Raw genomic sequence first — 19159 nt, forward strand, 5'->3', positions numbered from 1 at the left:
GCGCACGATACATACCAGCACACGGGGGGAGTGCCGGGTACGCGGCGGTCAGGTCGGTCCGCGTGTCGGTGCGCACCCGATGCTGAGACATCGTGTCTCAGACGACGCGCCCGATTATCCGGTTCGCTCGATCGAAGAGCGCGGCTGCCTGCCCTTTCGCCTGCGTTCTCGCACGAGCGCCAGCTCGACCGGGCCCTGCAGCCTGCCCGGCGCGTCCTCCGGCTCGCCCGGCTCCGCCGTTCCGTAGGCGATGGCGTCCAGGTGCGGGAACCAGCGCGCGATCTCGTCCCGGTAGGAGGTCTCCGCCTCCAGCTGGCAGAGCGCGCCGACCGCGGTGAGCACCGCGCGCGCGAACGGCGTCATGTAGACCGGCATGGTCAGCTGCCGCACGATGTTGGATAGCCGCGGATTCGTCACCCGCAGCACGTGTTTGCGCAGCCAGGGGTTGCTGAGGCGGTAGGTGTCGTGGCGCAGCGGCTCCATGCAGGGCGAGACCACTTTGTAGAGCGCGCTGTCGTCGATCGGCCGATCCGGCTCCGCGAAGCCGTGTCTGCGCGCGGTGCTGCCGAGATCGTCGGGGCCGCCGCGGAAGAGCGCGCGGGTGTAGTCCTCGGCCAGCGCGTCGAAGCCGTCCGGCGGCCAGGGCAGGCAGGCGCCGAAGTCGAGCACGCCGAGCCTGCCGTCCGGCAGCAGCCGGAAGTTGCCCGGGTGCGGGTCGGTGTAGAGCAGCCCGCTGCGCAGCCAGGTCGAGGCCATGAAGCGGACCAGCAGCATGCCGACCCGGTCGCGCTGCTCCCTGCTGCCGCGCTCGACGATGGCCGGAACCGGTGTGCCCTCCAGCCATTCGGTCACCAGCACGTCGCCGCGCTGCGCGATCACCCGCGGGACGCGGAAGTCGGGGTCGTCGGCGTAGGCGGCGGCGAAGGTGCGCTGGCTCTCGGCCTCGGCCGCGAAATCCAGCTCCCGCTCGACGCAGTCGCAGATCGCCTCGGTCACCCCGAGCACGTCGGCGCTCGGCAGGAAGACCTTGGCGACCGTGCTGAGCCTGCGCAGCTGCCTGAGGTCGGCGGCGACCGCGGCCCGCCCGCCCGGGTACATGAGCTTCACCGCGACCGGCGTCCCGTCCTGCCAGACCCCGCGGTGCACCTGCCCGATCGAGGCCGCGCAGGCCCGCCGATCGTCGAATTCCAGGAAGAGCGAGCGCCACTCGGGGCCGAGGCTCTCGGCCATGACGGCGCGCACCACCGTCGGCAGCATGACCGGGCCGGAGTCCTGCAGCCTGGCGAGCGCGATCCGGTACGGCTCGGCGATCTCCGGCGGCAGCGCCAGCTCGTAGATGGCGAGCAGCTGGCCGAGTTTCGCGGCGCAGCCCTTGAGCTCGCCGAGCACCTCGAAGATGTGCTGCGCGGTGCGCAGCCGGATGTCCCGGTCGACCTCGTCGGCCGGGCGCCCGATCGCCTTGCGCCCCAGCCCCGCCGCCTGCCTGCCCGCGTAGGCGACCGGCAGCGCCGCGATCCGCGCCCCGCGCACCGCCGAGCGCACCGGCAACCGCCCCGCACCCCGGCCCTGAGCACGGCCGAAACCCGCCGCCGACCCCGCTGTTCGGCGGAATCGGCGAACCCGCTCACCACCGGCGTCGGCGCCGGGAGTGCTCGTGCCCCCGCGTTCGGTCATGAGTCACCTCACATTGTGCGATGCTCAGTTTCGCACACGTGCGAACGAACCTCGCAGGCCTTAGACTGTCTGGGACGTGACACGCGCCACAGATGAGAGGTTGTCGAAGAAATGGGTTCCCAAACGGTTGTCGCCGATGTCGCCGACGAACTGGCGCGGCGGGTGGCAGCGGGGGAATACGGCCCTGGCGAACTCATGCCCTCGGTGCGGCAGGTGGCCGAGGAGTTCTCGATGAACCGGGCTACCGCCCAGCTCACCCTGGGCCGGCTGGAGTCCTACGGCTTCGTCGAGGCTCGCCGCGGCAAGGGCTTCACCATCCGCGACGTGCGCGAGGCCGGCGGGATCGACGTCTACCGGCACCTCTTCCGCTTCTCCGTGCCGATGCCCGAGGTCGCCGTGGAGATGTTCCACGACATCGTCGAGGTGGAGCGCGGCATCGTGATGGACGCGCTGCTCGCCTACACCGGCTGCCGCGACCGGCTCGACCCGGCCGAGCTGAAGGCCACCGTCGACGAGCTGGAATCGCTTGCCAGGCAGGACGAGCCGGACCACCAGCGGATCCTCGGGCTCGAGGTCGGGCTGGTGCGCAGGCTGCTCTCCGTGCTCGGCTCCAGCATGCAGCGCGCCGTGCTGAACTCGATCGGCGAGATGGTGCTCGAGGTGCCGCTCGCGGTGCAGGCCTACTTCGCCGGCGCCGCCGACCTGCACGTGCTGGTCTGGCGCGCGCTGCTCGCGGTCTGGGACTCCGGCTCGGAGCCGTCCGAGGCGCAGCTCGCGCTCTTCGAGGATCTCTTCGGGATGTACCACGACAAGGTGGTCACCCGCTTCGAGGAGCTGCTGCTCGGCCCCGCCGAGGAGAGCGCGCCCCGGGCCGCTACCGCCTGACCCGGGGATCGCCCTACCGCCTCAGCCGTTCAGCTTGGTGAGCCGGTCGCAGGCCTCGACGTACTCCTGGATCAGCCGGTTCACCGCGTCGGCGGAGCGCTCGATCTTGTTGAGCTGGCCCACCACCTGGCCGACCGGGTTGAAGTTCACGTCCTTGGCCGCCTCGGGGTAGCGGTGCCCCCGCTTCACGCCGTCCAGCGCCACCATCATCTGCAGCGGCATCGGCAGCGGGTCCGGGGTGTCGCTCTGCTCCCAGGCCTCGGTCCAGTCGTTCTTGAGCATCCGGGCCGGCTTGCCGGTCCAGGCCCGCGAGCGCACGGTGTCGTGGCTGGTGGCCTCGAGGTAGCTCTGCATCTGCGCGGGCGGCACATTGGCCTCCTCGACGGTCAGCCAGATCGAGCCGGTCCAGGCGCCCGCGGCGCCCATCGCCATGGCCGCGGCCACCTGGCGGCCGTTGCCGATGCCACCGGCGGCCAGCACCGGCAGGTCACCGACGGCGTCGATCACCTGCGGCCAGAGCACCAGCGAGGAGACCTCGCCGCAGTGCCCGCCGCCCTCGGTGCCCTGGCAGACCACGAAGTCCAGCCCGGCGTTCTTGTGGTTCAGCGCGTGCTTGACCGAGCCGCAGAGCGCGCCGATCAGCCGGCCCGAGCTCTGCACCTGCTCGATCACATCGTCGGGCGGGGTGCCGAGCGCGTTCGCGACCAGCTTGGCCTTCGGGTGCTTCAGGATCACCTCGACCTGCGGGCCAGCGGTGGTCGCGGTCCAGCCGAGCAGCTGCGCGTGCTGCTCGCCCTCGGGCAGCGCCGGGACGCCGTGGTCGGCGAGCAGCTTCTCCGCGAAATCACGGTGGCCCTGCGGAACCAGCTGCACCAGCTGGGCTTCCAGCTCCTCGGGGCTCAGCCCCTCGATGCCCTTGCCCTCGTACTTGGACGGGATCACCAGGTCGACGCCGTAGACGCCGTTGACGTGCTCGTCCAGCCAGGCCAGCTCGACCTCCAGCTGTTCGGCGGTGAAGCCGACCGCGCCGAGCACACCGAGGCCACCGGCATTGCTCACGGCGGCGGCGACATCGCGGCAGTGCGTGAAGGCGAAGATCGGGAACTCGATTCCCAGCCGATCACAGATCTCGGTGCGCATGGCCTGCTCGTCTCCCTGTAGCACTCGTGAAACGGGTTGCAAAAATCTCGGCGGCCCCGCCACGCGCACAGGCGCGTTCGGGGCTCCCGGATCGAATGTAACACGTTCTAGTTTTGCCGTACAGGGATGCTCAGGCTGTCGCGTGCTCCAACTCCGCGAGCGCGCGCTCCAGGTGGTCGAGCATGCGCTCCAGGTCGGGCACCGTGCGGCGGCAGGCGACCAGCCCGAAGTCCAGGTTGTCGCCGGTGCCAGCCAGCGTGATGTTCATGGCCTGGCCGTCGAACGGGATGGAGAGCGGGTAGGCCGCGTCCAGCCGGGCGCCGTTCCAGTAGAGCGGCTTCCTGGTGCCGGGCACATTGGAGATCACCAGGTTGAACGGCGGGCTTGTCCACGGGATCAGCCCGGGCACCAGCGTCACCGCCAGCGGGCTGAGCATGAGCGCCGAGACCGCCATCGCCTGGATCGCGGAGAGCGAGTCGTAGGCCGCCTTGCTCGCGCGCATGGACTCCGAGATCACCTGCAGCCGCTGCACCGGATCGGTCTGGTCGGTGCCGAGATTGCAGAGCATGGCGCCGACCTTCACGCCATCGGTGTCGGCCTCGCCCGGCGCGCGCAGCGACATCGGCACCATGGCGATCAGCGGCTTGTCCGGCAGCGCGTCGTGGTCGAGCAGGTAGGAGCGCACCGCACCCGCCGACATGGCGAGCACCACGTCGTTCATGGTGGCGCCGGTCGCCTTGCGCACCTGCTGCAGCCGCTCCAGCGGCCAGGAGCGCGCCGCGATCCGCCGCGCCCCGCCGATCGGCACGTTGAACATCGTCCGCGGGGCGTCGAAGGGCATCGCCACCTGCTGCTTCAGCACCGTCTTTCCGACCAGCCGCGCCAGCGTCGGCCCCGCCGCCATGGAGGCGAGCTCGCGCGCCGCGCCGAGCACGCCGCCGCCCTTCGGCGCCGCACCCTTCTCCCGGCGCGGGACGTTCCACGGCACGTGCCCCGGCTCGGCCGGGTCCTGCGTGAGGGTGCGCTGCAGCAGCCGCTGCGCCGTCACCCCGTCGATCAGGGCGTGGTGCATCTTCGAGTACATGGCGAAGCGGCCGTCGGCGAGCCCCTCGATCAGGTGGAACTCCCAGAGCGGGTGGTGCCGGTCCAGCAGCGCGCCGTGCAGCCCGGAGACCAGGTCGAGCAGCTCGTCCCGGCCGCCGGGCGTCGGTAGCCCGACCCGCCGGACGTGGTAGCTCAGGTCGGCGTCGTCGTCGTAGGTCCAGGCCGCGCGCGGGGCGCCGAAGATGGTGGCCGGACGTTTGCGGAAGCGCGGCTGTACGTCGGCGCAGTCGAGCAGGTGGGCGTGGATCGTCTGCGCGAACTCGCGCTCGGTGCCCTCCGGTGGCTCGAAGATCTGCACCGACCCGACGTGCATCGGTTGCTCCCGGGATTCGGCCAGCAGGAAAACGGCGTCGATCGGTGCGATCAGTTCCATGCGTCGGCCCTTCGAACAGTGGTGGTGTGCACGAGGCGTGCGCCCACTGTGGTGGATATCACGTGCTCGGTGGGGATACCCGCCCGGGTCACGGGGACACGTCGGGCCGCGTGCGCTCGGCCAGCAAGATCGCCTGCCGGAAGCGTTCCTTCGGGTACGGCTCCCGGACCAGCCAGGCCGTCGCGGTCAATCCCGCGGTCCCGAGCAGCCCGGCCAGCCGGTCCGGGGCCCAGCGGTAGGCCCGGATCACCCGGTGGTCGAACGCGGCCGGTTGCGCGCCCGGCGCTTCGGCGAAGAAGCCGAGCAGCAGTTTTCCGCCAGGTGCGAGCACGCGGGCGAACTCCGCGAACACCGCGGGCAGCCGCTCGGGCGGCACGTGGATGAACGAATACCAGGAGACGAGGCCGCCGAGCGTGCCGTCCCGGTGCGGCAGCGCGCTCAGATCGCCCAGGTCGAAGCGGATCCCCCGGTACTCGGACCGGGCGGTTTCGATCAAGCGCTCGGACAGGTCGAGCCCCGCGATGTCGAGGCCGAGGTCGCGCAGGTGGGCGGTGATCCGGCCGGGGCCGCAGCCCGCGTCCAGCACCGGGCCGCGCACCTGCTCGGCGAAGGCGGTGAAGAGCGCGCGGCCGTAGGGGTCGGTGGCGACCTGGTCGCGGGTGACGTCGGTGTAGAGCTCGGCCACCGCGTCGTAGGCGGCGGCGACGGCGTGGCCGGGCACGGTGTCACTCCAGTGGCGTGTTGGGGCGGACCCCGCGATAGATACCCCATCGGGTGATCCACGGCCGCAGCACCCGGTCGATCGACCAGCCGGGGAAGTGGAACGGCCTGCCGTTCGGGGCGAAGACGTCGAGGCCGTCCGGCTGCGGGCCGAGCACCGAGCCCCAGCGCCGCCGCGGCGTCCGGTAGCGGCGCAGTTGCTTCCCGGTGACCTCGGCCCTGATGTTGCGTGCGAGCAGCCCGTCGGCCCGGTTCCGCGCGGAGCCGCGCAGCGGGTCGGTGGCGGCGACGTCGCCGATCGCGAAGACGCCGGGGTGGCCGGGGACGCGCAGCTCCGGGGTGGTGCGGACGAAGCCGTGCTCGTCGAGGAGTTCGGCGGGGAGCCAGCCGGTGTTCGGGATGGTGCGGCCGACGGTCCAGAGCACCGCGTCGGCGGCGGTGTCGGGTTGTCCGGTCTGCCAGCGCACGGGTCCGGTGGTGATGGCGTCGGCGGGGTCCTCGGCGCGGTGGCCGGGGTGCAGCTCCACCCCGAGTTCGGTGAGCGTGTGGCGCAGCCGGTCCCAGATCCGCGGGTGGTGTGCGGTGAGCGCGCGGTCGCGCGGGAAGTAGAGCGCGATCCGCTTCTCCGGCCAGGTGCGGGCCAGGTTGGCGGCGCTGCCGACCGCGGCCGCGCCGCCGCCGATCACCGCGATGTGGTGCGCGGCGCCGATCCGCCCGTTGGTCTCCCTGAGCTCCCGCGCCACCTCGGTGTCCGAGCGTAGGTCGGGGACCCGCCAGAAGCCGTTGCGCACACCGGTGCTGAGCACCAGGATGTCGAACGGTTCCGCGCGCTCCGCGCCCGCGGCGTCCCGCACCGTGACGGAATTCCCGTCGAGATCCACGCCGACCAGCACGCCGTGCACCGTGCGCACCCGGTCCAGCCCGCGGAACCGGTCGAACGGAATCCAGTAGTCGCGCGCCCACTCCCGCGGCCGGGTCAGCCGGAGGCCGAGTTCCTGCCCGCTCACCAAGCCGGGCGCGGCCGAGATGCCGACCACGTCGAAGTGCCGAGCCAGCCGGATCGCGGTGAGCACGCCGCTGTCCCCGAGCCCGGCGATCACCACCCGGCGCCGGGCCGCGCCGCGGGTTCCGCCCACCGCTATGCCCGCCGCGGCGGCCACGGCACGAACCGCGGCACCCGCTCCAGCACCGCGCCGTACTCCGGCCTCCGCTCCAGGCTGCGCTGCTCCATCATCGGAATGCTCGCGCCGAGGAACATGGCGAGCATGGCCGCCGCCCCGATCCACAGCCACCAGAACGCGCCCGGCGCCGCCGCGATCCCGAAGAGCGCCATCGCCACCCAGAACCCGAACTCGCCGAAGTAGTTCGGATGCCGCGACCACCCCCACAGCCCGCGATCCATCACCTCGCCCGGCCGCCGATCCCGCGCGAACCGCCGCAGCTGCCCGTCCGCCGCCAGCTCCAGCCACACCGCCGCCAGCCCGACCAGCACCGCGACCCCGGTGAGCCACGCCAGATCGGCGCCGGTCGCGGTGACCGCGACGTACACCGGCAGCATCCCGGCGAAGACGATCACCGTCGGAATCAGGTGGATGGGAAAGAGATCCGCGAAGAACTCACCGCGCCCCGCCCGCTCCCGCAGCTGCGGGTAGCGCCAGTCCTCGTGCCGCAGCCCGGGGAACGACAGCACCCAGTTCACCGTCAGCCGCACCGCCCACACGACCACCACCAGCGCGATCAGCGCGCACCGCACGGTGTCCGCGCCCGGCGTCTCCAGCCACCAGGCGAGCAGCAGCAGCGGCGGGATGACCGACCAGTACGGGTCGTAGAAGCTGGAGTTCCCGAAGGCCCGGCTGAAGGCGAAGATCACCAGCGTGGCCAGGACGTCCGCGATCAGCGTGTCCAGCCAGAGCTGCCCGGTGTCCGGCCCGGCGACCAGCCAGGCCGCCGCCACCGCGACGGCGAGCAGGTAGGCCCCCGTCACCACGGCAAGCGATCGAGCCCTGCTCGCTCGTATGGACTCCATCCCGGCCTCCCGCAGCGCCGTGCCGGATCGGCGGTGAACCGGCTGGAGCGGAAATGTAACACGTTTCAGTTAGCGGGTCCGGTGGTTCGGGTCAGGCGAGTTTCTGTCGCAACTCGGCCGCCCGCCGGGTGAGGTGGTCGCGCTCGGCGACGATCTGCGCCTTGCCTGCGGCTTCGATGTAGAGCCGCACCGCCTTCTCCAGCTCACCCGCCTGTTCGTGCAGGTAGGCGGCGGAGGCGGTGTGGCGGGGGAGTTCGGGGTCGAGCTCGGCGATGGCGGCGAGCCCGGCGCGCGGACCGTCCGCGGCGCCGACCGCGACGGCGCGGTTGAGCCGCACCACCGGGCTGTCGGTGAACCGGAGCAGCTCGTCGTACCACTCGACGATCTGCACCCAGTCCGTCTCCGCGGCGGTCTGCGCGTCGGCGTGCAGCGCCGCGACGGCGGCCTGCGCCTGGAACTCGCCGAGCGCATCCCTTGCCAGTGCGGCCTGCAGGAGCTCGACGCCCTCCGCGATGAGATCGCGCCGCCAGCGGGTGCGGTCCTGCTCGGCCAGCGGCACCAGGCTGCCGTCCGGGCGGGTGCGGGCCGGGCGGCGGGCGTGGTGCAGCAGGAAAAGCGCGAGCAGCCCGGCCGCCTCCGGGTCGCCGCTGACCGCGGCGAGCTGCCGCGCCAGCCGGATCGCCTCGGCGGCGAGGTCGACGTCGCCGCTGTACCCCTCGTTGAACACCAGGTAGAGCACGCGCAGCACGGTGCCGAGATCGCCGGGGCTGTCCAGCCGGACCCCGCTCACCGTGCGCTTGGCGCGGCTGATCCGCTGCGCCATGGTCGCCTCCGGCACCAGGTAGGCCCGCGCGATCTGCCCGGTGGTGAGGCCGCCGACCGCGCGCAGGGTGAGCGCCACCGCCGACGCCGGGGTCAGCTTCGGGTGCGCGCAGAGGAAGTAGAGCCGCAGCGTCTCGTCCGTGCTCACCGTGGGGCCCGGCTCCGGCTCGTCGACCACCCTGACCTCGCGGTTGCGGCGCGCGGCGTCCGAGCGGGCGAGGTCGAGGAAGCAGCGCCAGGCCGTGGTGATCAGCCAGCCCTTCGGGTCGGTGGGAGGCTTGGCGGGCCAGGTCTCGACCGCGCGGATCAGCGCCTCCTGCACCGCGTCCTCCGCCGTCGCGAAGTCCGCTCCCCGGTGCACCAGCGCGGCCAGCACACCGGGGATCAGCTCGCGCAGCTCGGTCGTCACTCCGCGGTGGGGCCGTGCGCGGTCATCAGCGGCCGGATCTCCAGCCACTCCTGAATCGGGATGCCGTCCTTGCCCGGCGCGGCGGAGAGCTCGCCGGCCAGCTCGAGCGCACGGTCGTAGGAGTCGACGTCGATGATCATCCAGCCCGCGATGAGGTCCTTGGTCTCGGCGAACGGCCCGTCGGTGACCGGCGGCCTGCCCGGCCCGTCCGAGCGCACCCAGGTGCCCGTCGCGGTCAGCGACTGCGAATCCACGTACTCGCCGTTGCGTTCCAGCCGGGTCGCGAACTCCTCCATGTACCGCACGTGCGCGGTGATCTCCTCCGGCGTCCACTGGTCCATCGGCACGTCGTTCACCGCGGCGGGGGCGCCGCGGTAGTGCTTCAGCAGCAGGTACTTCGCCATGTCGTGCTCCTTCGTTCGGTTCGTGTACCCCTGGGACGGAGCGGGTCGCGCGTTCTCGACATCCCCGCGGGATATTTTTTCCGGATGGCGATCCAACGCATGGACAACGTGCTCATCGTGGTCGAAGATCTCGATGCCGTCATCGAGTTCTTCGTCGAACTGGGGATGGAGCTGGAGAACCGCGGGCCCGCGGAGGGGACCTGGGTGGAGCGGGTCATCGGGCTCGCCGATGTCAGGCAGGAGGTCGCGATGCTGCGCACCCCGGACGGGAACGGCAAGGTCGAGCTCGCGCAGTTCCACGCGCCGGCCGCGCAGCGCGGCACCCCGGTCGACGCGCCGACCAACACGCTCGGCATCCGCCGCATCATGTTCGCCGTCGACGATATCGACGGCACCGTCACCCGGCTGCGCGCCCGCGGTGCCGAACTCGTCGGCAGCATCGAGCAGTACCAGCGGATCTACCGCCTCTGCTACGTCCGCGGGCCGGAGGGGATCGTGGTCGGGCTGGCCGAGGAGCTCTAGCCCCTTGCCATGTCCACGAACCGGCTCAGGTGCAGCTGGTGCGCCACCGTGATGGTGGCGGTCGGGCCGTTGCGGTGCTTGCCGAGGATCAGGTCGGCCTCGCCGCCGCGCGGGTCGTCGCGTTCGAAGGCGTCGGGGCGGTGCAGCAGGATGACCATATCGGCATCCTGTTCCAGCGAGTTGTGCAGCGCGACGCCGTTCGCCACGAAGTTGTGCGTGCCCGGCACCGTGCCGTCGAAGACGTCCTGCTCGCCGAGGCTGGTGATCTCGACGATGCGATCCCAGAACACGTCGTTGGTCGCGAACATCTCGATGTCGGCGTCCTGCAGCACGTTCGCGACCCGGGCGAGCCGGGACCGGCTGGGCGAGCGCTTCCACATGGTGGAGCCGCAGAAGCGGGAATTCATCGCGGAGGCGAACTCCCGGTGCGTTATCTCGTTGGTGGCCAGCAACGTCCTGACCTTCGACCAGATCTCCTTCGGCACCGTATCGACATTGGTGTTCCGGGTCAGCGGCGCCAGCTGCTCGAGCGCGCGCTCCGCTGCGATGCCGCGGGCGCCGTGCACGCCGACATCGCGCAGGAACGTCGTCTGGTTGTCGGAACCATCCACGACGAGATGCCAGCACGGGCGGTAACCGGGCTTGCGCACCTGCTTGATGCGGCCGTGCACACCCACCCGGAGCAGCAGCAGCGCGATGTCGTCGATGAGCCGCCTGCTGGTCGAGGCGTAGTAGACGCGGGCCTGGTTGCCCTTCTCGTCCCAGCGCACGGAGCCGTCGGTTGCCCACAGATGCCGGAGGAAGAGCGCGACCTGATCGGTCGGAAGCGCGAAGATCCGCTCGGGCACGAACTTCTCGTAGCTGCGCAGCCCGAAGAGCCCGAGCCCGTCGAGCCAGGCCGCGATCGGGTTCCGCTTGCCGTGGGTGAGCCGATACGGCGCCCGTAGGCGCAGCGTTGTCACCCGCGCGGCGGGATAGTCGTCGCGCACCGGGGTGACCCCGAAGTGCTGCGCCGCCGTGGTGACCGCGGCGAGGTTTTCCTCGTCGATACTGGCGTACCGCACCGGCTGCCTACGCACGCACGAGCCGTCGCCGATCATGTGCGCGAGCAGGACCACCTCGGCGTCGGGCATGCGCTCGGTGTGTACCGGCTCCGGAACCACCCGAGGCGTGGCCAGCCGGTCATCCACCCCGAGCCGCTCCAGCGGGATCCACCCGTCCACGGTGAGGAAGGGGTGGTTGCCGGTCGCCTCGACCTCGCGCCCCGAGGCGAGGCGCAGCCGGAAGACCTCTTTGCGCCCGCTGGGGAACACCTTCACCATCGGCCGCGCGACCATGCGCATCCGCTCGTCCAGCGACCAGACCAGCGGCTGCTCCCCGGACTCGAGGAGCTCGCCCAGCGTGGTCTCCGCGCCGGTGTCCGCCCGCAGCACCCGGGCCGAGGCCGACAGGCACCCGGATTCGCGCAGGTCGGACACCATGGGACGCTTGTCCGTCCGCTGTTCCGGACCACGGTTCAGCTGGCTGATCGCGACCACCGGAACCTCCAGCTCCTTGGCGAGGAGCTTGAGATTCCGGGAGAAGTCGGAGACCTCCTGCTGCCGCGACTCGACCTTCTTGCCCGAGGACATCAGCTGCAGGTAGTCGATCACGATGAGCTTGAGATCGTGCCGCTGCTTGAGCCGCCGCGCCTTGGCCCTGATCTCCATCATGGTCAGGTTCGGCGAATCGTCCACGAACAGCGGTGCCTCGCTGATCTCGCTCATCCGCCTGGCCAGCTTGGTCCAGTCGTCGTCGCTCATCCGCCCGGAGCGCATGTCGCCCAGCTTGATCTTCGCCTCGGCGGAGAGCAACCGCATCACGATCTCGGTGCGGCTCATCTCCAGCGAGAAGATCACGCTCGCCAGCCCGTTCTTGATCGAGCAGCTGCGCATGAAATCCATGCCGAGGGTGCTTTTGCCGACGCCGGGACGGGCGGCGACGATGATCATCTGACCCGGGTGCAGCCCGTTGGTCACCTCGTCGAGCTCGGAGAAGCCGGTGGGGACGCCGAGGGAGATGCCGCCGCGGCTGGCGATGGAGTCGATCTCGTCCATCGTGGGCTGGAGCAGCTCCTCGAGCGGGAGGAAGTCCTCGGTGGTGCGGCGCTCGGTGACCTCGTAGACCTCGGCCTGGGCGCGGTCGACGACTTCGGCGACGTCCTGGCCGTCGGCGCCCGCGTAGCCGTACTGGACGATCCTGGTGCCCGCCTCGACGAGGCGGCGCAGCACGGCCTTCTCGGCGACGATCTCGGCGTAGTAGCCGGCGTTGGCGGCGGTCGGCACGGTCTGGGTGAGGGTGACCAGGTAGGGCGGGCCGCCGATGCGCTTGAGCTCGTTGCGCCGGTCGAGGGTGGCGGAGACGGTGACCGGGTCGGCGGGTTCGCCGCGGGCGTAGAGGTCGAGCACGGCATCGAAGATGGCCTGGTGCGCAGGGCGGTAGAAATCGCCGGGGCGGATCACCTCGACCACGTCCGCGATGGCGTCCTTGCTCAGCAGCATGCCGCCGAGCACGGACTGCTCGGCCGCCATGTCGTGCGGGGGCTGCCTACCGAAATCCTCGCCAGGAGCCTCCGGCGGGTACTCGGAGTGCCCGCGGTCGTCGACGACTGCCACCTGACTCGACCGTCCTCTCTCCGCACGAGCGCGGCCCGTGAATCACCTGCACTGGTCCGCGTCCTGTCTCGTTCTACCGCGTGGGTACGACAGGTCGCGGCTCGGCGCGCCGGGCGCAGGACCGGAACGGTACCGCCGGAACCGGACAGCCAGTTACCGCCGGGACGGCACCGCACCGGGCCGTCGGAAACGGCCACGATGACGAACCTAGGTGACCATGCGGACCGCGCCAAACCGACGTGGGGATAAACCTGTGGATAACTTGGGGACTGTTAACCATTCGGTGTGCACCCCCTGTGGATAACTTGGGGAAAACGCAGGTCACAGCGGGGAAATGCCCAGATAAACGGCCATTTACGGGCTCGCAGGGGTGTGGATCGAATTCGCTCCGGCGTGTCGGCCGAGATGAACAGCCGGGCGTGTTGGGTGAACGGGGCATGGAGGAAACATGACCTGAATCACAGCGGGGCCGGTCGGTTTTTCCGGTAATCCACAGGGCTGTCCCACGGTGGGGAGTGTGCGCAGGTGAACGGACCGGGAAGGTTCCGCGCGGTAGCACCGGCGGTGAGGCTAATTCGGCGCAACCGAGAAGTGTGGCGGGATTCGCGCCCGCACCCCCGGATGCATGACCGGAGTGCGCACGCCACCAGACCGTTCCCCGAGGTGCCTGGGGAACGGTCTGGCGGAGCGTGCGAATCAGCTCGCGGCGACGACGTCGACGCCGAGCTTGGCCGCCACGTCGGGGTGCAGGTGCACCACCACGTCGTGCTTGCCGGTGCTCTTGATGTGCGACTTCGGCAGCTCGATGCTGCGCTTGTCGATCACGGGGCCACCCGCGGTCTTGATGGCCGAGGCCACGTCGGACTGGGTGACCGAGCCGAAGAGCTTGCCGGTGCCCGCGGTCTTGACCGCCAGGTTGACCCCGGTCAGCCCCTCGAGGGCCTGCTTCAGCTCGTTGGCGTGGTCGAGATCGCGCACCCGGCGGGCGTCCTGCGCCCGGCGAATGCCCTCGACCTGCTTCTGCGCGCCGCGGCTGGCCACGATCGCCAGGCCGCGGGGCAGCAGGTAGTTGCGGCCGTAGCCGTCCTTGACCTCCACGGTGTCGCCGGGCGCACCGAGGTTGTCCACGTCAGCGGTAAGAATCAGCTTCATCTGCGTGTGCCTCCTTCTCAGCGAGCGGTGGACACGTAAGGCAGCAGCGCCACCTCACGCGAGTTCTTGACGGCGACAGCGACATCACGCTGGTGCTGCACGCAGTTGCCGGTCACCCGGCGTGCGCGGATCTTGCCGCGATCACTGACGTACTTGCGCAGCAGCGTCGTGTCCTTGTAGTCGATGTGGACGGTGCCGGTCTTGCTCTCCTTGCAGAACTGGCAGGCCTTCTTCTTCAGCACCTTTTCGCGCGCGGGCGCTTTCGGCATCGTCTTCTACTCCGTTTTCATGTGGCCCTCGGTTACCCGGGCCGGGAAGCCGTTCGTCAGAACGGCGGTTCGTCGTCATTGCGGCCGCCGCCCCCGAAGGAGGAGCCTGCCGCGGGCGCGCTGCCCCAGGGATCGTCGTCGGCGCTGTTGGTGTTGCCACCGCCACCGCCGCCGCTGCCCCGGTTACTGCCGCCCCCGCTGTTCGCGTTGTTGTATCCGCCGCCGCCCCCACCGGAGCCACCGGAGCCGCCGCCGAAACCACCGCCCCCGCCACCGCCACGGCTGGTCTTGTTGACCTTGGCCGTCGCGTACCGCAGGGACGGGCCGACCTCGTCGACCTCCAGCTCGACCACGGTGCGCTTCTCACCCTCGCGGGTTTCGTAGGAGCGCTGCTTGAGCCTGCCGCTGACGATCACCCTCGCGCCCCTGGTCAGGCTCTCGGCGACATTCTCCGCCGCTTCCCGCCAGATGTTGCAGCGCAGGAAGAGGGCCTCGCCGTCCTTCCACTCGTTCGAATTGCGATCGAACACGCGGGGGGTGGAGGCAACGGTGAAGTTCGCCACCGCCTGGCCCGCGGGCGTGAATCGGAGTTCGGGGTCGGCCGTCAGGTTTCCGATGACGGTGATGACCGTGTCGCCTGCCATTGAGGTTCCTCCTGGGAAGGGGGGATCAGCGATTGCTCGCTCGGTTGCGCTAGAGCCTAGAGACAGGCACCGACGCTTTCCGAAGGGGCAGCAGTGCGATTACTTCTTGCCGTGGCGCAGCACCTTGGTGCGCAGCACCGTCTCGTTCAGACCCAGCTGGCGGTCGAGCTCGCTCACGGTCGCCGGCTCGGCGGTGAGGTCGACGATGGCGTAGATGCCCTCGGCCTGCTTGCTGATCTCGTAGGCGAGACGACGGCGGCCCCAGATATCGACCTTGTCGATCTTGCCGCCTTCGGTGCGGACGACGCTGAGCAGATTTTCCAGCGACGGGCCGACGGTGCGCTCATCCAGACTTGGATCGAGGATGACCATCACTTCATATTGACGCACGGACCATTCACCTCCTGTGGACTCGAATCGGCCACGGACGTTCCGTGGCAGGAGGGTCGTTGCGTCAGCAACCCGGCAAGGCTACCCGACGGGGCCCTGACCGGCGAAATCGATGCCCCGCCTGCGGTAGCGCCCGGGCGCGGTGCCGTACGCGCGCTTGAACGCCTTGGCGAAGGCGAACTCGGAGGCGTAGCCGACCGCGCGGGCGACCGCGGTGAGCGTGGCGTCCGATTCGCGCAGCATCCGTGCCGCGGTGAGCATTCGCCAGCGGGCGACGTAGGCCAGCGGCGGCTCGCCGACGGTGGCGGTGAAGCGCCTGGCCATGGTCGCGCGCGAGACACCGGCGCTGGCGCCGAGCGCGGTGACGGTCCACGGCCGGGCCGGATCGGCGTGGATGGCGTGCAGCGCGGCGGAGACGGCGGGATCGGTGAGCGCGGCGGCCCAGCCCGCCGGGTGCTCGGCCGCCGCCTGCTCGGCGAGCCAGGCGCGCAGGACGTAGAGCAGCATGGTGTCGAGCAGTGCCGGGATCGCGGCGTCGGCGCCGGGGCGGCGCTCGGTGATCTCGGCGAGCAGCAGGTCGACCGCGGCGTTCAGCGCGCGGTGCCGCTCCGGGCGGCCGGGCAGGTGCACGAACTCGGGCAGCGTGCCGATCAGCGGGTGCGCGCGGTCGCCGTCGAGTTCGTAGGCGCCGCAGAGCAGGACGCAGCGCGTCCCCTGGCCTGCGACGATGCGCGGCTCGCCGGGGTGCGCGGTTTCGGTGATCGCGGAGCCGGTGGCGTCGGCGAGGTCGTGGTCGGCGCCGCGCGGCATGAAGAGCACGTCGCCTGCGTGCAGGGTGACCGGCTCGGCGTCCGCCGCCCTGAGTACGCAGGAACCCTCGACGACCACGTGGAATCCGGCGCCGGGGACAACGGGGTAGCGCCTGCCCCACGGCGCGTGCCGGACGAAGAGCCCCGCGGCCGGGCGGCCGGTGCGGGCCGCGGCGATCAGCCCGGAGACCGGGTCGAGGCCGGCGTGCTCGGAGAAGGTGAGCGTTCCGGACAGGAAATCGAGCGTCGGCGGCATGGGAACACTCTCGCATCCGGCCTACCGTCGAAGCCATGAGTACTGCGAGCGTCCCCGAGATCGGGGTTTTCCTGCCCACGTCGACGCCGGACCCGGAGCGGCCGATCATCGGCGACGTGGTCGCCGCGGCGCGCACCGCCGAGCGGCTCGGACTGGATTCGGTGTGGGCCACCGACCAGCTGGTGGCCTCGGCGCCGATCCTGGACGGCGCCGTCGTGCTCGCGGCGGCCGCCGCGGTGACCGAGCGGGTGCGGCTCGGCTGGGGGGTGCTGATCCTGGCGCTGCGGCCGGCGCCGTGGGTGGCGAAGCAGGTCGCGACGCTGCAGCACGTGTCGGGGAATCGGCTGGTCCTCGGCGTCGGGACCGGGAACACCGCGCACGGTGACGGCTCCTGGCGCGCGGCCGGTGTTCCCGTCGGCGAGCGCGCGGCCCGCACCGACGCGGCGCTCGAGCTGCTGCCCGACCTGATCGCCGGGAAGCCGGTCGGCGCGTACGGCGCCCCGATCGCGCTGGCGCCGGTCGCGCCGATGCCGCCGCTGGTGGTTGCCGGAGAGGTGCGGGCCGCGCGGCGGCGGGCGGTGCGGTTCGGGGCGGAGTGGTTGAGTCTGCGGCCCGAGGTCGGGGCGCTGGAGCAGGGGATCGCGGAGCTGCGCGCGCTAGCCGCCGAGCTCGGGCGCCCGGTGCCTGCGGTCTCGCTGGTGGCGCCGCTCAGCCCGGACGGCCCCGACGCGACCACCGAGCAGGCCGCCGCCTTCGCCGCCGCCGGGGTGCGCCGCCTCATCCTGAGCCCGACCGGCCCCGACACCGAGCACGATTACGCCCACGCGGCCGAAGTCCGGACCCGCCTGCGGGCCCACTGACCGACCCCGTCCCCGCGCCGACCCCTCCTCTAGGGTGGGTTCCATGCCGATCGGACGCCGGGTCACCCGCCGTGCGGCGCTCGCGACGGCGGTGCTGCTGCTCTGCGGGCTGACCCTCGTGCTCGGCTACCTGAACAAGGCCAGGTGCGCGGGCGCCCCGTTCCACCCGGACGGCCGCAGCGCGGTCTTCGACTCCGCCAAGGACGCCGACGTCTGCTACTCCGATATCCAGTTCCTCTGGCTGGGCCGGGATATCGACAACCACGTCTTCCCGTACATCGGCGGCTCGATCACCCCGGACGGCGCGCTGGTCGGCGGCGTCGTGGAGTACCCGGTGCTGAGCGGGGTGCTGATGTGGCTCGGCGCGATCCCGGCGCACACCGACGCCGACTTCCTGCGCTGGTCGGCACTGCTGCTCGCCCCGTTCGCGCTGCTCACGGCGTGGATGCTGGCCCGGATGGCCGGTGCCGCCGCGCTGCTGTGGGCGATCGGAACCCCGCTGGTGCTCTACGCCTTCCACAACTGGGAGCTGCCGGTGGTCTGCACCGCGGTGGCGGCGGTGTACGTGGTGACGGTGCCGCGCTGGTCGCTGCGGACCCGCGGGGTGGCGGCGGCGGTCCTGCTCGGCCTCGGCTTCTGCCTCAAGCTCTACCCGGGCATCTTCGTGCTGCCGCTGATGGCGTACGTGCTCACCGGCGGCGCCGGGCCGGGCGGGCGGCGGGACGTGCGCGGCGCGCTGCTCACCGGTGCCGCGGCCGCGGGCACGGTGCTGCTGGTGAACCTGCCGTTCGCGCTGGCCGGGTTCGATGGCTGGCTGGCGTCGTTCGCCTTCCAGCGGCTGCGCCAGGCCGACATCACCACGAACTCGCTCTGGTACTGGGGGCTGCGCCCGCTCTACCCGGCGAGCTCAGCGGGTGAGGAGAACTTCCAGCACACCGTCTCGTTCGCCTCGCCGGTGCTGATCCTGGCGTCGTTCGCGCTGGCGCTGTGGCTGGGGCGGCGCCGCTGGCAGCGCAGCGGGGTATACCCGTGGGTCGGCGTGAGCGGCGCGATGCTCTGCGGTTTCCTGCTCTTCCACAAGGTGCACAGCCCGCAGTACACGCTGTGGCTCGTGCCGTTCCTCGTGCTGCTCGTCGTGCCGTGGTGGCTGGTCGGCGCGTACCTGGTCGCGGATGTGGCGATCGGGGTCGGCGTCTTCCGCTACTTCTCCGCGCTCGGCACCGGCGATGGCGTCGAGCCGCTGGAGAACGTGGTGCAGTTCGGGGTCTGGGGGCGGGCGGTGCTGCTCGCGGTGTTCTTCGTGCTGTTCCTGCGGGCGGAGCAGCGCGACGACCGGGTCACTTCCGCGCCTCGCGCCACTGCATCCCCCAGCGGTACGCCTCGTCCAGTGCCTGCTGCGCCCCGCTGATGTAGTTCACCTCGCGGCGCACCGAGATCCGGCCGCCGGTATTGCTGAGCAGCGCGATGGCACAGGAGCGGGCGTCGTTCACCGGGGAGTCCAGCCGCACCTCGATCTGCGGGCCGGTGGTCGGGAAGAGCGTGACGACCCCGTCGGCGGCCGCCCAGTTCGGCACGCCCTCGTAGATGAAGGCGAAGATCAGCACCCGGCGGAACTGTTCCGGGCGGCCGAGATCGATCCGCATGGTCTCGCCGCCGACCGAGCCGCCGCTGCGGTCGTCGCCGTCCAGCTCGATGAAGGGCGGCGCGTGCAGCGAGCCGTAGTTGTTGCCGAGCGCCTGCACCACGCCCTTGCTGCCGTCGGCGAGTTCGTAGAGGCAGCCGAGGTCGAGATCGATCGAGCCGCCGCGGCGGAAGAGCCGGGGCTTGCCGCTGGCCCAGCGGAGGTTGACGCGCAGAACCCCCTGCGATTCCCCCGGTTTGGCGAGGTCGACGCTCGGCGCCGCCTTCGAGAGCGTCACCTTGTTCAGGTCGACGCCGCCGGTCCCGGCCCGGTTGTCGGCCGCCATCGCGATCCCCCTCCAACTCGACACGGTGGTCAGGTGGCTCCGAGCCTAACGCGCGCGACCCCGGAAATGCCCGGAGCGG

Annotated in this window: 19 protein-coding genes; 4 read left to right on the forward strand and 15 right to left on the reverse strand. The window is 71.2% G+C overall.

Annotation, left to right across the window (positions count from 1 at the left end; translation table 11 throughout):
* Window positions 1–114: 114 nt before the first annotated feature.
* A complete protein-coding gene (locus ACFUJ1_RS28220) occupies window positions 115–1674 on the reverse strand; it encodes an ABC1 kinase family protein (RefSeq protein ID WP_378650275.1) in 1560 nt (519 codons plus the stop codon).
* 111 nt (window positions 1675–1785) lie between these two features.
* Between ACFUJ1_RS28220 and ACFUJ1_RS28225 the strand changes: the two genes are divergently transcribed.
* Window positions 1786–2559: a GntR family transcriptional regulator gene (locus ACFUJ1_RS28225; protein ID WP_378650277.1), complete on the forward strand. Its 774-nt coding sequence runs from the start codon at window positions 1786–1788 to the stop codon at window positions 2557–2559.
* A gap of 21 nt (window positions 2560–2580) precedes the next feature.
* Here the strand turns inward: ACFUJ1_RS28225 and ACFUJ1_RS28230 are convergent, their stop codons facing one another.
* The 7 genes from ACFUJ1_RS28230 to ACFUJ1_RS28260 form a co-directional block, all read right to left on the reverse strand.
* The gene (locus ACFUJ1_RS28230; protein ID WP_378650279.1) at window positions 2581–3699 is read right to left on the reverse strand and encodes a nitronate monooxygenase; all 1119 of its coding nucleotides are present in this window, start codon (window positions 3697–3699) and stop codon (window positions 2581–2583) included.
* 130 nt (window positions 3700–3829) lie between these two features.
* Window positions 3830–5176 carry a wax ester/triacylglycerol synthase family O-acyltransferase gene (locus ACFUJ1_RS28235; RefSeq protein WP_378650282.1) on the reverse strand — a complete coding sequence of 449 codons (1347 nt, stop codon included), beginning with the start codon at window positions 5174–5176 and terminating at the stop codon, window positions 3830–3832.
* A gap of 88 nt (window positions 5177–5264) precedes the next feature.
* On the reverse strand, window positions 5265–5897 hold the full coding sequence (locus tag ACFUJ1_RS28240; protein WP_378650284.1) for a class I SAM-dependent methyltransferase: 633 nt from the start codon (window positions 5895–5897) through the stop codon (window positions 5265–5267).
* 4 nt (window positions 5898–5901) lie between these two features.
* Entirely contained in the window at window positions 5902–7056 is a 1155-nt protein-coding gene (locus ACFUJ1_RS28245) for an FAD-dependent oxidoreductase (protein ID WP_378650287.1), read from the reverse strand.
* A complete protein-coding gene (locus tag ACFUJ1_RS28250; RefSeq protein ID WP_378650289.1) occupies window positions 7035–7922 on the reverse strand; it encodes a DUF1295 domain-containing protein in 888 nt (295 codons plus the stop codon). The genes ACFUJ1_RS28245 and ACFUJ1_RS28250 overlap by 22 nt, the downstream gene beginning before the upstream one ends.
* Before the next feature lie 91 nt (window positions 7923–8013).
* Window positions 8014–9201 (reverse strand): RNA polymerase sigma factor, encoded by a 1188-nt coding sequence (locus tag ACFUJ1_RS28255; RefSeq protein WP_378650291.1) that lies wholly within the window; start codon window positions 9199–9201, stop codon window positions 8014–8016.
* Window positions 9150–9557, reverse strand: coding sequence for a YciI family protein (locus ACFUJ1_RS28260; RefSeq protein ID WP_378650293.1), 408 nt, complete (start codon window positions 9555–9557; stop codon window positions 9150–9152). Before ACFUJ1_RS28260 ends, ACFUJ1_RS28255 begins: the two co-directional genes overlap by 52 nt.
* Before the next feature lie 84 nt (window positions 9558–9641).
* On the opposite strand from ACFUJ1_RS28260, the gene ACFUJ1_RS28265 reads away from it, so the two are divergent.
* Window positions 9642–10079: a VOC family protein gene (locus ACFUJ1_RS28265; RefSeq protein WP_378650295.1), complete on the forward strand. Its 438-nt coding sequence runs from the start codon at window positions 9642–9644 to the stop codon at window positions 10077–10079.
* Here ACFUJ1_RS28265 and ACFUJ1_RS28270 read toward each other — a convergent pair.
* The 6 genes from ACFUJ1_RS28270 to ACFUJ1_RS28295 form a co-directional block, all read right to left on the reverse strand.
* On the reverse strand, window positions 10076–12733 hold the full coding sequence (locus ACFUJ1_RS28270) for a replicative DNA helicase (protein WP_378650297.1): 2658 nt from the start codon (window positions 12731–12733) through the stop codon (window positions 10076–10078). The genes ACFUJ1_RS28265 and ACFUJ1_RS28270 overlap by 4 nt on opposite strands.
* A gap of 696 nt (window positions 12734–13429) precedes the next feature.
* A complete protein-coding gene (gene rplI / locus ACFUJ1_RS28275) occupies window positions 13430–13885 on the reverse strand; it encodes a 50S ribosomal protein L9 (protein ID WP_378650300.1) in 456 nt (151 codons plus the stop codon).
* A 17-nt stretch (window positions 13886–13902) separates the two neighbouring features.
* On the reverse strand, window positions 13903–14154 hold the full coding sequence (gene rpsR / locus ACFUJ1_RS28280) for a 30S ribosomal protein S18 (protein WP_067648985.1): 252 nt from the start codon (window positions 14152–14154) through the stop codon (window positions 13903–13905).
* A 56-nt stretch (window positions 14155–14210) separates the two neighbouring features.
* Window positions 14211–14798, reverse strand: coding sequence for a single-stranded DNA-binding protein (locus ACFUJ1_RS28285; protein ID WP_378650302.1), 588 nt, complete (start codon window positions 14796–14798; stop codon window positions 14211–14213).
* Window positions 14799–14897: 99 nt separating this feature from the next.
* Window positions 14898–15188 carry a 30S ribosomal protein S6 gene (gene rpsF, locus ACFUJ1_RS28290; protein WP_233015281.1) on the reverse strand — a complete coding sequence of 97 codons (291 nt, stop codon included), beginning with the start codon at window positions 15186–15188 and terminating at the stop codon, window positions 14898–14900.
* Window positions 15189–15269: 81 nt separating this feature from the next.
* Window positions 15270–16253, reverse strand: coding sequence for an AraC family transcriptional regulator (locus ACFUJ1_RS28295; RefSeq protein ID WP_378650304.1), 984 nt, complete (start codon window positions 16251–16253; stop codon window positions 15270–15272).
* Window positions 16254–16288: 35 nt separating this feature from the next.
* On the opposite strand from ACFUJ1_RS28295, the gene ACFUJ1_RS28300 reads away from it, so the two are divergent.
* Window positions 16289–17113 carry an LLM class flavin-dependent oxidoreductase gene (locus ACFUJ1_RS28300; RefSeq protein ID WP_378650306.1) on the forward strand — a complete coding sequence of 275 codons (825 nt, stop codon included), beginning with the start codon at window positions 16289–16291 and terminating at the stop codon, window positions 17111–17113.
* A 43-nt stretch (window positions 17114–17156) separates the two neighbouring features.
* A complete protein-coding gene (locus tag ACFUJ1_RS28305) occupies window positions 17157–18521 on the forward strand; it encodes a hypothetical protein (RefSeq protein ID WP_378650308.1) in 1365 nt (454 codons plus the stop codon).
* On the opposite strand, the gene ACFUJ1_RS28310 is transcribed toward ACFUJ1_RS28305, so the two are convergent.
* Window positions 18451–19080 carry a Tellurium resistance gene (locus tag ACFUJ1_RS28310; RefSeq protein ID WP_233015277.1) on the reverse strand — a complete coding sequence of 210 codons (630 nt, stop codon included), beginning with the start codon at window positions 19078–19080 and terminating at the stop codon, window positions 18451–18453. The genes ACFUJ1_RS28305 and ACFUJ1_RS28310 overlap by 71 nt on opposite strands.
* Window positions 19081–19159 lie beyond the last annotated feature (79 nt).

The sequence above is a fragment of the Nocardia sp. NPDC057227 genome (genome assembly GCF_042669725.1).
Classification (GTDB): Bacteria; Actinomycetota; Actinomycetes; order Mycobacteriales; family Mycobacteriaceae; genus Nocardia; species Nocardia asteroides_A.